At 45.6% G+C, this 14,151-nt stretch carries 15 protein-coding genes and 1 tRNA gene; 11 read left to right on the plus strand and 5 right to left on the minus strand.

All coding sequences use genetic code 11. The features are described from left to right. Positions 1 to 19: 19 nt before the first annotated feature. On the minus strand, positions 20 to 1,270 hold the full coding sequence (locus ICE93_RS06970; protein WP_216186842.1) for a CaiB/BaiF CoA-transferase family protein: 1,251 nt from the start codon (positions 1,268 to 1,270) through the stop codon (positions 20 to 22). Positions 1,271 to 1,346: 76 nt separating this feature from the next. On the opposite strand from ICE93_RS06970, the gene ICE93_RS06975 reads away from it, so the two are divergent. Together ICE93_RS06975 and ICE93_RS06980 are read left to right on the plus strand one after the other, a co-directional pair. Next, positions 1,347 to 2,336, plus strand: a complete 990-nt coding sequence (locus ICE93_RS06975) for a tripartite tricarboxylate transporter substrate binding protein (protein ID WP_216186844.1) — start codon at positions 1,347 to 1,349, stop codon at positions 2,334 to 2,336. 5 nt (positions 2,337 to 2,341) lie between these two features. Continuing rightward, the gene (locus ICE93_RS06980) at positions 2,342 to 3,139 is read left to right on the plus strand and encodes an enoyl-CoA hydratase/isomerase family protein (RefSeq protein WP_216186846.1); all 798 of its coding nucleotides are present in this window, start codon (positions 2,342 to 2,344) and stop codon (positions 3,137 to 3,139) included. Positions 3,140 to 3,156: 17 nt separating this feature from the next. On the opposite strand, the gene hemW is transcribed toward ICE93_RS06980, so the two are convergent. Genes hemW through rph form a run of 3 tightly spaced genes read right to left on the minus strand, consistent with a single transcriptional unit; the run spans position 3,157 to position 5,670 of the window. Beyond that, the gene (gene hemW / locus ICE93_RS06985; RefSeq protein ID WP_216186848.1) at positions 3,157 to 4,338 is read right to left on the minus strand and encodes a radical SAM family heme chaperone HemW; all 1,182 of its coding nucleotides are present in this window, start codon (positions 4,336 to 4,338) and stop codon (positions 3,157 to 3,159) included. Continuing rightward, positions 4,331 to 4,921, minus strand: a complete 591-nt coding sequence (gene rdgB / locus ICE93_RS06990) for an RdgB/HAM1 family non-canonical purine NTP pyrophosphatase (RefSeq protein WP_216186850.1) — start codon at positions 4,919 to 4,921, stop codon at positions 4,331 to 4,333. The genes hemW and rdgB overlap by 8 nt, the downstream gene beginning before the upstream one ends. A gap of 8 nt (positions 4,922 to 4,929) precedes the next feature. Further along, complete coding sequence (rph, locus tag ICE93_RS06995; protein WP_216186852.1) at positions 4,930 to 5,670, minus strand: ribonuclease PH; 741 nt, start codon at positions 5,668 to 5,670, stop codon at positions 4,930 to 4,932. Positions 5,671 to 5,725: 55 nt separating this feature from the next. Between rph and ICE93_RS07000 the strand changes: the two genes are divergently transcribed. Genes ICE93_RS07000 through ICE93_RS07015 form a run of 4 tightly spaced genes read left to right on the plus strand, consistent with a single transcriptional unit; the run spans position 5,726 to position 9,964 of the window. Continuing rightward, positions 5,726 to 6,655: a YicC/YloC family endoribonuclease gene (locus ICE93_RS07000; RefSeq protein WP_216186854.1), complete on the plus strand. Its 930-nt coding sequence runs from the start codon at positions 5,726 to 5,728 to the stop codon at positions 6,653 to 6,655. Between the two features lie 19 nt (positions 6,656 to 6,674). Beyond that, on the plus strand, positions 6,675 to 7,313 hold the full coding sequence (gene gmk, locus ICE93_RS07005) for a guanylate kinase (protein WP_216186856.1): 639 nt from the start codon (positions 6,675 to 6,677) through the stop codon (positions 7,311 to 7,313). 44 nt (positions 7,314 to 7,357) lie between these two features. Further along, entirely contained in the window at positions 7,358 to 7,561 is a 204-nt protein-coding gene (gene rpoZ / locus ICE93_RS07010; RefSeq protein WP_011902918.1) for a DNA-directed RNA polymerase subunit omega, read from the plus strand. 15 nt (positions 7,562 to 7,576) lie between these two features. Next, positions 7,577 to 9,964 (plus strand): RelA/SpoT family protein, encoded by a 2,388-nt coding sequence (locus ICE93_RS07015; protein ID WP_216186858.1) that lies wholly within the window; start codon positions 7,577 to 7,579, stop codon positions 9,962 to 9,964. Positions 9,965 to 9,966: 2 nt separating this feature from the next. Here the strand turns inward: ICE93_RS07015 and greB are convergent, their stop codons facing one another. Beyond that, the gene (gene greB / locus ICE93_RS07020) at positions 9,967 to 10,467 is read right to left on the minus strand and encodes a transcription elongation factor GreB (protein WP_216186861.1); all 501 of its coding nucleotides are present in this window, start codon (positions 10,465 to 10,467) and stop codon (positions 9,967 to 9,969) included. A gap of 18 nt (positions 10,468 to 10,485) precedes the next feature. On the opposite strand from greB, the gene ICE93_RS07025 reads away from it, so the two are divergent. The 5 genes from ICE93_RS07025 to ICE93_RS07045 all read left to right on the plus strand — a co-directional run bounded on the left by ICE93_RS07025 (position 10,486) and on the right by ICE93_RS07045 (position 14,149). Further along, positions 10,486 to 10,562, plus strand: a tRNA-Arg gene (locus ICE93_RS07025). 89 nt (positions 10,563 to 10,651) lie between these two features. Continuing rightward, a complete protein-coding gene (locus ICE93_RS07030) occupies positions 10,652 to 11,824 on the plus strand; it encodes an ABC transporter permease (RefSeq protein WP_216186863.1) in 1,173 nt (390 codons plus the stop codon). Then, positions 11,824 to 12,609, plus strand: coding sequence for an ABC transporter ATP-binding protein (locus ICE93_RS07035; RefSeq protein WP_216186865.1), 786 nt, complete (start codon positions 11,824 to 11,826; stop codon positions 12,607 to 12,609). Before ICE93_RS07030 ends, ICE93_RS07035 begins: the two co-directional genes overlap by 1 nt. Beyond that, complete coding sequence (locus ICE93_RS07040; RefSeq protein ID WP_216186866.1) at positions 12,606 to 13,526, plus strand: MlaD family protein; 921 nt, start codon at positions 12,606 to 12,608, stop codon at positions 13,524 to 13,526. The genes ICE93_RS07035 and ICE93_RS07040 overlap by 4 nt, the downstream gene beginning before the upstream one ends. Further along, on the plus strand, positions 13,523 to 14,149 hold the full coding sequence (locus tag ICE93_RS07045; RefSeq protein ID WP_216186868.1) for a membrane integrity-associated transporter subunit PqiC: 627 nt from the start codon (positions 13,523 to 13,525) through the stop codon (positions 14,147 to 14,149). Before ICE93_RS07040 ends, ICE93_RS07045 begins: the two co-directional genes overlap by 4 nt. Positions 14,150 to 14,151: the final 2 nt, after the last annotated feature.

The following is a 14,151-nucleotide window of genomic DNA, read 5'->3' on the forward strand; positions in this document are numbered from 1 at the left end:
GTCAAAGGAGAGTGAATTTTTAAACTGAGAATGCGCCGCCATCCTCCAATGACTTCAGTTCTTCTCCAGCAATACCCAATTCTGCTAGCAGCTCGCTGGTGTGTTCACCCAATAAAGGGGGGTGGCGATAAACCTGTTGTGGAGTTCCGTTCATCTTGACGGCAAAGCCAATATTGGGAACTTTGCCTTCAATCGGGTGATCAATTTCCATGCGCATCTTGCGATGACGTCCATGCTCACTATCAAATGCTTCTGGGTACGTGTTGATTGGACCAGCCGGTATTCCTGCTGCCAGAAGTGCGCCAACCCATTCATCACTACTTTTCTTGACAAACGATTTTTCTAATTCGGTGGCGAGCTCTAAACGATTGGCTAAGCGAAGGGGATTTGTTTTAAAGCGAGCGTCTTCAAATAACTCTGGTCGCTCGATCTTGTCGCAGAGCAGTTTCCAGAGTTTTTGATTGGTGGCACCCATCACAAAGTAGCCATCGGAAGCTTTCATGGCTTGATAGGGCGCACTCATGTGGTTTGCGGTGCCTAACTTGTAGGGCTCAACACCGGTACCCCAATATTGCGCGGTATCCCAAATAGAGAATGCCAATGCGGAATCGAACAGTGAGGCATCAATAAACTGACCTTCACCTGTTTTAGTTTTTCCAATATAGGCTGATAAAATTCCATATACAGCGAATAGTGCGCAGCCAATATCGGCCACTGGTACGCCAGCTTTGACAGGTGGTCCATCAGGATAGCCTGTAACACTCATTACCCCGGACATCGCTTGCGCCATTAAATCAAAGCCAGGGCGATCAGCCCATGGACCCGTTTGACCAAAACCCGAGATGCTGGCATAGACCAAGCCTGGATTAATCGCTTCCAATGATGCGTAGTCAATGCCCAATTTTTTCATGACACCTGGGCGGTAATTTTCAACTAGGATGTCGGCCGTTTTGACCAACTCAAAGAAGACTTTCTTACCTGCTTTGGTTTTGAGATTGAGAGTGAGACTGCGTTTATTGCGATTCATATTCAGAAAGCCCATGCTGTCTGAACCTTTCATCTTGAATCCCATTGCTCCGCGAGTTTGGTCTCCAGTACCGGGAGGCTCGATTTTGATGACATCAGCACCGAGGTCGGCCAAGAGCATGCAGCAGTAGGGACCTGCCATAACTTGACTCACGTCAAGAACACGCACCCCTGATAGGGGTAATGACTTGGTGGATCCGTGATGCGCGTCATCTAATGCGCTATTTATAGGTGTTTTCGTCATTGTCTCAATTGTTTTTATATGTTTAGAATTACCCTGCAATATTAACAAACACAATTAAAACAATTTTGGAGACTTTATGTTGGTTAAAACGCCTAAATGGGCTATGCGTAGCTTGCTCGCAATCACGCTGGCCACAAGTTCATTTTTTGCGATAGGTCAGCAGGCCTATCCATCAAAACCAATACGACTTATTGTTGGTTTCGCACCTGGTGGCGGTACTGACATTGTTGCGCGTGCAATTGCACCGAAGATGAGTGAAATCTTAGGTCAAAGTGTCATTATTGAAAATAAATCTGGAGCTGCCGGCACGATTGGCGCTGACTTAGTTGCAAAGTCTAACCCTGACGGCTACACCTTGTTAATGGGGCATTCCAATTCTAATGCGATTTCTCCATTTGTATTAACAAATGTGCCATATAACCCAGCAACGGATTTCACCCCGATTACCTATTTAGGTTATGTGCCAAACGTATTGGTTGTGAAGTCTTCGCTGCCTGTTAATTCAGTGGCTCAGTTAATTTCTTTGGCTAAATCAAATCCAGGTCAGATGACTTATGGATCCTCTGGTATTGGTAGTACACAGCATTTGGCTGGAGCCTTGTTCTCCAAGATTGCTGGCATTCAGATGAACCATGTTCCTTACAAAGGCAGTGGTCAAGCGATTGTTGACTTGCTTGGTGGTCAAATCACTATGAACTTTGATACCTTGCCACCGAACTTGCAGCAGATTCGTCAGGGCAATTTAAAAGCATTGGCAATTTCAACCCCAAAACGTTTATCACTCTTGCCAAATGTGCCAACATTTGCGGAGGTAGGTATTGTTGGCTTTGATGTAACTAACTGGTACTCCGTGATGGGGCCAAAAGCAATGGATCCGGCAGTAGTCAATAAGATCGATCAAGCTGTTAAAGCTGCCATGAATGATCCAGAAATCAAGAAGACATTGGATGCTCAAGGATTGCAGCCAGAAGGCCCTGCTACTCCTGCAGCCTTTAGTTTGTTCCTGGCTGGTGAGCTTGCTAAATATCAGCGTCTCGTTAAGAGCTTAAACATCAAAGCTGAATAAATTGCATGAGTGAGTCTGGTAAAGGGGGGAATGTTGCGCAAGTCTTATTAGAGGTACGCGATAGCATTGCCCACATTACCTTTGATCATGTGGCGGCCCGCAATGCGATGACTGTCAGCATGTATCAATCTCTAAAGTCTATTTGTGAAGATCTTGCCAATAATCCAAAGATTCGGGTAGCTATCTTTCGTGGTGCTGGAGGCAAGTCCTTTGTCTCTGGCAGTGATATCGCGCAGTTTGCAAGCTTTAAGAGCGGTGATAATGGCGTGCGTTACGAAGAAGGCATCGATGACTATCTTGCTCCATTGGCAACCTTACCAATTCCAACTATTGCTGTGGTTGATGGTATGGCGGTAGGTGGTGGGTTAGCTATTGCAAGCTGCTGTGATTTTCGCCTTTCTTCACCTGGAGCTAAATTTGGCGTACCCATAGCTAAAACGCTTGGTAACTGTTTATCAGCAGGCAATATTGCTTGGCTCGTGGCTCATCTAGATATCAACATTGTGAAGCGGATATTGTTATTGGCTGAGATGATTTCTGCGGAAGAGTTGGTAAAACATGGATTTGTATTTGCTATTCATAACCAAGATCAATTGAGTCAAGAGGCTGAAAATTTAGCTGAGCGCCTCAGTAAATTAGCGCCTATTACTCAAAAATCGAGCAAGCTCGTTCTTGCAAGGCTTATTAAAAACAATCTACCGGATTGCAACGATCTCATTAGCGAAACATACGGAAGTGCTGACTTTAAGAATGGGGTTGCTGCTTTTTTACAGGGTGAGCCACCAACCTGGATCGGAAAGTAGCAACCTAAGCTATAGATTTAATCCAAAAACATCTCTTGTAGATTATTAAGGTAGCGCATTCCCATTTCAGTGGCCTTTAGTCTACTAGGATTTTCATCTAACAATCCCTTTTTGCTTGCCTCATCTAAGACTTTGCTAATCACATTCAAAGGCAGGCCGGTACGTTCACTAAAGGTGCTTGTATCTACGCCATCAGTCAATCTTAGGGTGTTGAGCATAAATTCAAAGGGAAGATCTTTAGCTGCTATCTCACGGTTTTCAATAAGCGCATTACCTTTGGTTTCCATTGCAGTCATGTAGGCCTCAGGCTGGCGCTCTCGCACTTGCCGTGTAATTCGATCTGGGTAGGAAACTTTGCCATGTGCTCCGGCGCCAATGCCGATGTAATCACCAAAGCGCCAGTAGTTCAGATTGTGTTTGCACTCTTGATTCTTCTGGGCATATGCAGAGACTTCGTAGCGTTGATAGTCTGCTTTGGTTAGTAGAGCTAAATTCTGCTCATAGATTGCATCAATTTCATCTTCGCTAGGAAGGTTGGGTGGAAAGCTAGCAAAGTAGGTATTAGGTTCTAAGGTAAGGTTATAGAAAGACAGGTGGGGCGTCTTGAATGACAGGGCAGTTTCTATATCCGCTTTTGCTGCTTCAAGTGTTTGCTTGGGTAGTCCGTACATTAAATCTAGATTTACGGATTTGAAGTGTTTTAAGGCGATCTGTATTGCTTGCCGAGCTTCCTCTCCATTATGAATGCGACCCAAAGCTTTAAGTTGCTCATCCTGAAAGCTCTGAATGCCCAGAGAAACACGGTTAATACCAGCCTTAGCAAAACCAGCAAATTTTTTTGCCTCGACTGATCCAGGATTAGCCTCCATTGTGATCTCAGCATCTGGCTCTAGATTCACCCTGGCACGTATTGCACAGAGTAATTGATCCATGCCCTCTGCAGAGAGTAGGCTCGGTGTGCCGCCACCAATAAAAATACTATGGACTTGTCTTCCCCAAGTATTGGGCAATTCTGTTTCTAAGTCGGCAATTAGTGCGTTGGTATACCGCGCTTCATCAAATCCAGACTTACCACCTTTAATTTGATGCGAATTGAAGTCGCAATAAGGGCATTTCTTCTCGCACCAAGGAAAGTGAATATACAGAGCCAATGGTGGCAATGCACTCAGACTTACTTTATTTGAATTGGAATTAAGCACGAGCTTTGAGTTTTGTAATCAGCTCCCGTAGAGCTTGACCGCGATGACTTATTAAATTCTTTTGGGCGGGATCTAGCTCGGCAGCAGTGCAGTTTAGATCCGCCAAAAAGAAGTGAGGGTCATATCCAAAACCATTGCTGCCAGATGCCTTATCAATAACTTGCCCATACCAGCGAGTCTGAACAATCAAAGGCTCAGGATCATCTACGCTATTCATGAATACCAACGTACAAACATAATGCGCACCTCGATCAGAGTGATCTTTTAATTCTTGAATGAGTTTTTGATTATTCGCCGTATCATCGGCTTGTTCGCCTGCAAAGCGGGCAGATAAAACGCCGGGCTTGCCATTTAAAGCATGGGCGCAAATGCCAGAGTCATCAGCCAAGGCAGGCAGACCAGATACAGCGCTAGCGTGCCTTGCTTTGGCTAATGCGTTTTCTACAAAAGTGCAGTGAGGCTCTTCTGCAGAAGGAATGCCTAATTCACCCTGGGGAATAACCTGAAAATTCAAAGGAGCTAAAAGCGCCTGAAATTCCTTTACCTTTCCGGCGTTATTGGAGGCGAGAACGAGTTTTTGCATCGTGATCTTTAATTAAATGCGTCGATTTGCATTTGGGTAAGCTCACGAATGCCTTGCTCAGAAAGATCCAAGAGTTCATTGAGTTCACCTCTGGAAAAAGCAGCGCCTTCAGCGGTACCTTGCACTTCAATCATTCCACCTTTGCCTGTCATGACGACATTCATATCGGTATCGCAAGAAGAGTCTTCTAGATAATCCAAGTCAAGCACTGGAATGCCTTCATAAATACCCACCGAGATTGCAGCTACGCTATCAATAATCGGATCCTTGGTGAGAACGCCACTTTTTAGAAGTTGGTTAACTGCGTCTCTAGCGGCGACGTATGCTCCTGTAATAGAGGCTGTACGCGTACCACCGTCGGCTTGCAATACATCGCAATCCAGATGAATGGTTCTTTCGCCTAAAACTTTCAAATCAAAAACGCTACGCATTGCGCGACCAATGAGGCGCTGAATTTCTTGGGTGCGACCCGATTGTTTGCCGCGGGCAGCCTCTCGATCGCTACGGGTATGGGTGGAGCGGGGGAGCATGCCGTATTCAGCAGTAACCCAGCCTTCACTCGATCCCTTTTTGTGAGGCGGTACCTTTTCTAGAATGCTGGCAGTGCAAAGAACCTTGGTGTCCCCAAAGGCAATCAATACCGAACCTTCGGCATGTTTTGTAAAGGCTCTAGAAATGGTTACTGGGCGCAAGTCTTTTGGCTGACGGCCGCTCGGACGCGCAATATTGGCTGGATTGGTAGGGCTCATGGAAATGGGGTCCTGTTGTTTTGGTCTGGATCAATAATGAATCTACAATGTCCATATGATATCGAGCATGACTGGTTATGGCAGCGCTTCTCGCCAAGTCTCCCTGGGAGCTGGCGTAGTTGCTGATCTGCAGGTGGAATGTCGGGCTGTAAATAGCCGCTTTCTGGATCTTGGATTTCGTCTTCCGGACGAGTGCCGTGGGGCTGAACCTGCTTTACGAGAAATGGCTACCCAAAGCCTCTCTCGTGGCAAGGTAGAGTTTCGGGCTGCATGGCGTGTGAATGCGGGGGCAGCCAATTCAGCCAAATCCAATCCCCATGCTCTTGGCGCCATCAATAAAGATCGCCTAGATGCTTTATATGCCTTACAAGAAAAAGCTCAAGATGCCTTTCCTAAGGCGCAAGAGCTGACTATTGCTGAAATATTGCGTTGGCCTGGCGTTGTCTCTGAGCCTCGTGGCGAAGAAGATAGTTGGATTACTGCTGCTGTTGAAGCTGGACGAGCAGCTCTGGCGGCTCTCATGGAAAGTCGTAGCGCTGAAGGCAAAGCCCTAGTCGGCGTTCTCACTAGTATTACCAACAAAATGCGTGACATTGTTAAGGTGATTGAACCTAAGGTTCCTGAATATGTAGCGCAATATCAAGAGAAGTTAACTGAGCGATTATCAGAAGCTCTGGCGGCACAAGAACAGGCTAAAGCTGGTGCTGAGCTCATGGAGCGCATCCGGCAAGAGGTTGTGCTGTACGCTGTTCGTATTGATGTTGCCGAAGAGTTTGCGCGTTTAAAAACCCATTTGCAGGCTGTAGATACAGCGCTTGCAGGCAAAGGTCCAGTAGGTAAGCGCTTGGATTTTTTGATGCAAGAGCTTAATCGCGAAGCCAATACCTTGAGCTCCAAGTCTGTTTCAGAAGAATGTACACAAGCTGCGCTAGAGCTTAAATTATTTATTGAGCAAATGCGTGAGCAGGTTCAAAATCTTGAGTAACCCCTTGCGTAATGAATTCATGACTAACTCTACTTCGACCCCATGCTATCAAGGCAGTATGTTGATGATTGTGGCGCCATCTGGTGCGGGTAAATCTTCGTTGGTCAATGCTTTATTAAAAGATGATCAGGGATTGAAATTATCTTTATCCACAACTACACGCGCACCGAGACCTGGTGAAATAGATGGCAAAGACTATCGTTTTTTAGCTAAAGAAGATTTTTTGCAAGAGCGCGATCAGGGTCACTTTTTAGAGTGGGCTGAAGTGCATGGCCATTTTTACGGCACATCAAAACCTTGGATTGAGTCTCAAATGCAAGCAGGCAGTGATGTCATGCTGGAGATTGATTGGCAGGGTGCACAGCAGATTCGCAAGTTAATTCCTTCTGTGCAGTGGATCTTCATTTTTCCACCATCAATTGAGGCCCTGGAAGAACGCTTGCGCAAGCGCGGTCAGGATGATGAGGCAACCATTGAGCGCCGTTTAGCGGCTGCCCATATCGAGCTCACGCACGCCCATGAGGCGGATTACATCGTTGTGAATGATTCCTTTGATCAGGCTTTGATGGATTTAAAGCATATTTTGGCTTCCAGCCGCCTGCGCTCTGGGCCCAGTATGGCCAGAAATCCAGCGCTTTTGAAGCGTCTCGGGGTCTAATCAGTTATCCTATAGGTATTGAAGCTAAATTAAGTGAGTTCAGCATGGCCCGTATTACTGTAGAAGATTGCCTTAAAACGATTCCAAACCGATTTGAATTGGTTTTGGCTGCCACTTATCGTGCGCGCCAATTGGTACAAGGTCATTCCCCACGAGTTGAGTCCAGAGATAAAGCTACTGTAGTTGCATTGCGCGAAGTAGCTGCTGGTGTAACCGACCGTGACATGTTGACCAAAGTACCTTTGTAATTAAGGAGTTCCGGTGTGGAGCTCCCTTTAGGAATAGTTAAAACATCGGAAAAAGTAGGAAGCGGCTTGCCCAAAGACGCTTCGCATGACTCAGCTCAAGCGCAATTGTTGGATATAGATTCCAACCCATCCCAAAGCGGTAAGAAATCGATCATTGCGAGTTTGTTGGCGCAATCGAGTCGTCATTTGTTTGGGCCTACCTCTGCGCCTAATCTTCCCCTAAAGCATCAAGTAGTTTCGATTGAGGGGTTGCTATCAAAACTCTCTTATCTAAAGCCTGAAGAGATCGCACAAATCAAGAAAGCATTTCAGTTTTCTGATGCTGCGCATTTAGGTCAGTATCGCCATAGCGGTGAACCGTACATTACCCATCCAGTTGCTGTAGCAGAGCTCTGTGCCACCTGGCGCTTGGATGCTCCATCTATCATGGCTGCATTAATGCATGATGTGATTGAGGATACGGGTTGTACGAAAGCCGACTTAGTTGAAAGGTTTGGCAACAAAGTGGCTGAGTTGGTTGAAGGTTTAACCAAGCTAGATAAATTAGAGTTTCAGAGTCATGCTGAGGCTCAGGCTGAAAGCTTTCGCAAAATGTTCATGGCTATGGCGCGTGATGTTCGTGTCATCTTGGTCAAGCTAGCAGATCGTACGCACAATATGCGTACTCTTGATGCGGTACCGATGGAGAAGCGTCGCCGTGTAGCGGCTGAAACAATCGAAATTTACGCACCTATTGCGCATCGCCTTGGTTTGAACGTTATCTACCGTGATTTACAGGATTTGAGCTTCCGTTATTCAATGCCCATGCGTTTTAGGGTGATTGAAGGTGCCGTTAAGCGGGCGCGTGGCAACCGAAAGGAAATGGTTGAGAAGATTCTACAGACTTCTCGTATGGCTTTCGCAAAAGCCAATTTAGAAGTAGATCTTCGTGGTCGCGAAAAGACACTCTTTAGCATCTATAACAAGATGCGTTCTAAGCATTTAAGCTTTTCACAGGTTTTGGATGTCTATGCTTTTCGCGTAACGGTCCATTCCATTGATGAATGCTATCGCGCTCTCGGTATTTTGCATTCCTTGTATAAGCCAATGCCAGGTAAGTTTAAGGATTACATTGCCATTCCAAAATTAAATGGCTATCAGTCTTTGCACACTACCTTATTGGGTCCATCAGGTGTACCGGTAGAGTTTCAGATTCGCACGACCGATATGCATGCGGTTGCCGAGGCTGGCGTAGCGGCGCATTGGGCCTATAAAGATGGTTCGCCGGACATGAGCGAGGTACAAAATCGTGCTCATCAATGGTTGCAGTCTTTAATTGATATTCAAGATAGTAGTGGCGACTCGCAAGAATTTTTAGAACACGTGAAAATAGACTTGTTCCCAGATGCGGTTTATGTATTTACGCCAACTGGACAGATTAGGGCGCTCCCAAGAGGTGCTACCGCGCTTGATTTCGCATATTCCATCCATAGCGATCTTGGCAATACTTGCGTGGCTGTCAAGATCAACGGCCTGCAATTGCCATTACGTAGTGAGTTAAAAAACAGTGACATTGTTGAAGTCATTACTTCTGCAAGTTCACAGCCCAATCCAGGTTGGCTGGCTTTTGTTCGCACTGGCAAAGCCCGTGCATCGATTCGTCATTCATTAAAGACCAAGCATTATTCTGAGTCGCTTCAGCTTGGTGAACGCCTTTTAGCAAATGCATTGCGTCAACAGGGCGTAGATGCAGCTTTGTTGAGCCCAGAGATTTGGGAAAAGCTAACGCATTGGACAGGCGATAAAACTAGAGAAGAAGCTTGCGTCAACGTTGCTCTCGGTAGACGATCCCCGCAAGAGTTGGCAATTCGTCTGAAAATTTTGATTGATGATGAGGGCGGATCAGAGCAGATGCGCTTGGGTGCTTCTGACTGGGTTGCGCCATATCAAGAAATTAACCATCATCAACGCCAGGCGATTCTGGTGGATGGTCGTGAGGGGAATTCCATTCACTTCCAAAGCTGTTGTCATCCGATTCCAGGCGACAATATCATTGGCTACCTTGGTAAAGGCGAAGGTCTTCAAGTGCATACCAATGATTGTCCTGTCGCCTTGCGCATGCTCTCCAAAGATAGTGATAAATGGGTTGAAGTGGAGTGGGGCAAAGAGCTCAATCGCGAATTTGAGCTTGATTTGGCAATTGATACTCGCCAAGGTAAGGGTGTATTGGCAAGAGTTGCTAGCAGTGTGACTGCTGCAGATTCAAACATCATGAATGTATCTATGGAAGATCGCTTCAAGGAAGATTCTGTGACAATTCGCTTTACGATCCAAGTTTATGACCGTCTACATCTTTCTAAAGTGATGCGTAGCTTGCGCGCTAATCCTGACGTCATGAGAGTTACTCGCACCCGCGCTGTTTAGTTTTAAAGATACTGAACGCCTAGGATTTCAATTTCAGCAGGTCCCGTTGGCGTTTGAATAAAAACGCAATCACCAATCCGCGACTTAATGAGCGCTTTTGCGATCGGTGACACCCAGCTCACATGGCCTTTATCTAAATCAACCTCATCTACCCCAACAATCGTAATGACGGTCTTTTTGCCTGCTTGGGCGCCTTCAAGGGCGGTATAGGTGACGGTTGCCCCAAAGAAGACCTGGTCGGCGTCATTTTCACCGGATTTTCGGGTCAAATTGTCTACAACTACAGCAAATTCTAGGCGTTTATTGAGAAACCGAATCCGCCTATCAATCTCCCTGAGACGTTTTTTTCCGTAGATATAGTCCCCATTTTCGGACCGATCGCCATTGCTGGCGGCCCAGTGCACAACCTTGACAACCTCCGGTCTATCAAGGTTTAAGAGCTGCAGGAGCTCTGTCTTGATGCGTTCGTGACCAGCGGGGGTGATGTAGTTCTTCTCTTCCATGGCATAATTATGGCTGTTGCGGCTGTAGCTCAGCTGGATAGAGTACTTGGCTACGAACCAAGGGGTCGTGGGTTCAATTCCTGCCAGCCGCACCAACTTATATGAGGGCCTAGTTGCAAAACTAGGCCCTTTTCATTTTTCAGCGTTTTATATAACTTAAACTTGTATACCTTATAGTTGGGTTATGAGCATTTCTGACACCATTTCTGCCGTTTCTGAGACCCCAGTTGCTATTTGGTCACAGGTGGACGCCAATTCTGCCAAGGTGTCGCTTAGCGGAACTATTAACGCGTATTCTTTGGGTGGAGTCTGGACTCAAGTGCGTGATTCTCAGGATATCTGGCTAAAGCAGGGCGATAGCAAAGCAAAAACTCTCAGCGTTGATTCTGCGACAGTCGCCTCCTTGGACGGTGCAGGCATTGCTTTTTTAATTGCTCTGGAAGAGGCGCAAACGACTGCTGGAGCTAAATTTGAGTTGTCAGGCTTAAACCCTCGATATCAACCTCTGCTGAAAGAGTTTGATCCAATTAGTAATTTATTTCCAGTACCAGTTGTAAAGCCCAAAAGAAGTTTTGTGGTTAATCTTGGTATGGCGGTTCAAAATTTAATTGACGATTCAGTTGGGCTCATTGATTTCACCGGCCATCTTTTTTCCGACTTAGTTTGGTCAGTCAGAAATCCAAAACAGGTCCGTTGGGGCGACTTTATTAATGCAGCTGTTGAGGCGGGTATCGCAGCTCTCCCAATCGTTGGTTTAGTTGCCTTTTTGATTGGTGTGATTTTGTCATTCCAGGCTGCTATCGGTATGCAGCAGTTTGGCGCAGTCTCTTTTGTTGGTCCCTTGGCCGCCCTGGGGATTGTGCGGGAAATGGGTCCGTTGATTACCGCTATTTTGTTGGCTGGTCGCTCCTCGGCGGCTTTTGCTGCTGAGATTGGCACGATGACAGTCAATAGCGAAGTCGATGCTTTGGTATCAGGCGGATTAAGTCCCATACGTTTTCTAGTAGTGCCGCGTGTTTTAGCAGGCATCCTCGTTGCTCCAATCTTGACTTTGTTCGCAGATATCGTCAGTATTTTTTCTTCGATGTTGACGATGTTGATTTACGGTATTCCGTTTGTGAATTTTTACAACGGGATGTTATCTGCCGTCGATATAGAAGATATTCTTTCGGGGCTATTGAAAGCAACCCTTTTCGGTGTAGTTGTGTCAGCAATGGGTTGTTTACGAGGCATGCAAACTGGCACTGGCGCAGCAGCTGTTGGTATCTCCGCTACGCGTGCTGTAGTTAGCAGCATTGTCATGATCGTTATCGTTGACGGTATTTTTGCCTTCATCTCCTACAAAACAGGTTTCTGATGAACGCGCCAATTACTCCAAATAAATCACCTTACGCAATTGATGTCCAGAACCTCACGGTTGGTTATGGATCTAAAGTGCTGATGCAGAACTTGAATTTCACTGTGAATAATGGTGAAATATTTGTGATTCTTGGTGGGTCTGGTTGTGGAAAATCCAGCCTTCTGAAAAACTTGTTTGGCTTGTATCAACCTTTAGCTGGCGACGTCCTCATCGAAGGACAAAATATTACTACTGCAACGGGTGCTGAGCGTCAAAAGATCATGACCAGCTTTGGCGTGATGTATCAGCAGGGTGCGTTATTTGGCTCCATGAATCTTTTGGATAACGTCACTTTGTTTATGCAGGAATATACCCAGCTGACGCAGACACAAATGGATCTGTTGGCGCGTTGTAAGCTTGATTTGGTCGGCCTCTTGCCATATGAGTCTTACATGCCTAGTGAAATTAGTGGTGGCATGCAAAAACGTGCAGCTATTGCAAGAGCAATGGCTCTGGACCCCAAAATTTTGTTTTTGGATGAACCATCTGCAGGTCTTGATCCAATTACCTCAGCAGATCTCGACAGCACTATCCAGGATTTATCAAAAAACTTGGGCATTACTTTTGTAATCGTTTCACATGAATTAGCCAGTATCTACGCCATTGCTGACAAAGTCATCATGTTGGATAAGGATGCCAAAGGCATTATCGCTGAGGGGGATCCGAAAGTGCTAAGAGATACCAGTAAGGATCCTAGAGTGCATCAATTCTTTAATCGCATTATGAGTAAGGACGCAGCATGAGTAATAACTCAAATCCTAATTATTTTCGCCTAGGCATTTTTGTCCTAGCCGCAATAGGTGTGCTATTGGCGGTTATTTTGATATTTGGCTCAGGTCAGATCTTTAAAAAATCATTTTATGTAGAGACTTACATAAAGCAATCTGTTACCGGTCTAGATGCAGGCGCATCAGTACGCTTTAGAGGCGTCAAGATTGGTCAAGTATCAATGATTAGCCTCTCAGGGGATATATATGAGAGACATGTGCCTTTTCACGATCGTCGCCAGTATGTTGTTGTCAGAATGCAAATCTTTGGCGATAAGGTTGACGAGAGCCAAATCAGTGAGTTTGTAAAAAATAATCTTCGGGCCCGTGTCAAATCTATGGGCATTACTGGTGTTAACTATGTTGAGTTTGATTTTATTTCCAATGCTAACGACTCTCATCAGCTTCCTTATGAGTGGAAATCGGAATACCCCGTAATTCCTTCTCTACCAAATCAGGCAGATGAAATCATCTCAGGTATTCAAAAGCTGATTGGTGCACTCAATGAAATGAATATTGACGGCACGCAGAAAAAAATCGATGCTTTGATTACCAATTTAAATATCATGATGGCTGGTGACGGTAAAGGTAATGAGGGCGTTATTGAATCCGTTAAACAGCTTAATGTAATCATGGCCCGTATTGCTAAGGTAACGGATAAAGACGAGCTTAGTATTCTGATGCGTGAGCTTGTTGGAACAATGGTTGCATTGCGTCAAACCGTTACCAGCATTCAGGGGGATACAAGTACCACGATTGAGAACCTAAAGCAGGCCAGTGAAAATCTTAATGAATTTAGTCGTATTGCAAGTCAATCGCCATCAAGCTTAATTTGGGCTGAGCCACCACCTAAAATTACCCCACCGCTAAGTGGTTCTGGAGCACAAAAATGATTAAGCGAATTCTCTTTTTTACTACAATCCTAGGCCTGGCCTCTTGCTCACTTCCAACCCGGGCACCTGTAGCTCCTACGAGTTGGATGGTTGCACCCGAGAGAACTGCTGCGCCACTCAAATCGCGCTCTGATCTTTGGCTAAAGATTGGGGCAGTTTCTGTGGCCCCTCCATTTGATGCAAAGTCTTTGGTTTATCGCTTAGGCGATCAGCGATATGAAAAAGATTTCTATAACGTCTATACAGTCATTCCATCAGAGATGATTTCGAATGCAGAGCGCAAGTGGTTTAACCAAGCAAATATCTTCACTGCGACAGTTGGTCAGAGCAATAGCTTTTTCCCCTTTTACACTTTGCAGTTAACCGTAAATGAGTTTTACGGTGATTACCGCGTTACGCCTGAAGCAGTTGTAAGTGTTGAATTTTTCTTGACTGTAACCAATGCAGGCAAGGGCAATCCCTTAATTGGTGCAAATCGTTATGCCAAGCGAGTAGCTCTTAAAGACAATACTCCAGAGGCACTTGTTTTAGGTCAGCAGCAAGCCTTGGCTGAAATCTTTCGGGAGTATGAGGTTCAGCTTTCTAAATATGCAGTTAATTTGCCCAAACCTTTAGGCCAGTAAAC

Origin of the sequence: Polynucleobacter sp. MWH-HuK1 (genome assembly GCF_018881815.1) — a bacterium.
GTDB lineage: Bacteria > Pseudomonadota > Gammaproteobacteria > Burkholderiales > Burkholderiaceae > Polynucleobacter.

Excerpts from the sequence above, each read along its gene's own strand:
- ICE93_RS06970 (WP_216186842.1), bottom strand. The coding sequence starts at position 1,270 with ATGACGAAAACACCTATAAATAGCGCATTAGATGACGCGCATCACGGA.
- ICE93_RS06975 (WP_216186844.1), top strand. The coding sequence starts at position 1,347 with ATGTTGGTTAAAACGCCTAAATGGGCTATGCGTAGCTTGCTCGCAATC.
- ICE93_RS06980 (WP_216186846.1), top strand. The coding sequence starts at position 2,342 with ATGAGTGAGTCTGGTAAAGGGGGGAATGTTGCGCAAGTCTTATTAGAG.
- rdgB (WP_216186850.1), bottom strand. The coding sequence starts at position 4,921 with ATGCAAAAACTCGTTCTCGCCTCCAATAACGCCGGAAAGGTAAAGGAA.
- rph (WP_216186852.1), bottom strand. The coding sequence starts at position 5,670 with ATGAGCCCTACCAATCCAGCCAATATTGCGCGTCCGAGCGGCCGTCAG.
- ICE93_RS07000 (WP_216186854.1), top strand. The coding sequence starts at position 5,726 with ATGATATCGAGCATGACTGGTTATGGCAGCGCTTCTCGCCAAGTCTCC.
- gmk (WP_216186856.1), top strand. The coding sequence starts at position 6,675 with ATGACTAACTCTACTTCGACCCCATGCTATCAAGGCAGTATGTTGATG.
- rpoZ (WP_011902918.1), top strand. The coding sequence starts at position 7,358 with ATGGCCCGTATTACTGTAGAAGATTGCCTTAAAACGATTCCAAACCGA.
- greB (WP_216186861.1), bottom strand. The coding sequence starts at position 10,467 with ATGGAAGAGAAGAACTACATCACCCCCGCTGGTCACGAACGCATCAAG.
- ICE93_RS07030 (WP_216186863.1), top strand. The coding sequence starts at position 10,652 with ATGAGCATTTCTGACACCATTTCTGCCGTTTCTGAGACCCCAGTTGCT.
- ICE93_RS07035 (WP_216186865.1), top strand. The coding sequence starts at position 11,824 with ATGAACGCGCCAATTACTCCAAATAAATCACCTTACGCAATTGATGTC.
- ICE93_RS07040 (WP_216186866.1), top strand. The coding sequence starts at position 12,606 with ATGAGTAATAACTCAAATCCTAATTATTTTCGCCTAGGCATTTTTGTC.
- ICE93_RS07045 (WP_216186868.1), top strand. The coding sequence starts at position 13,523 with ATGATTAAGCGAATTCTCTTTTTTACTACAATCCTAGGCCTGGCCTCT.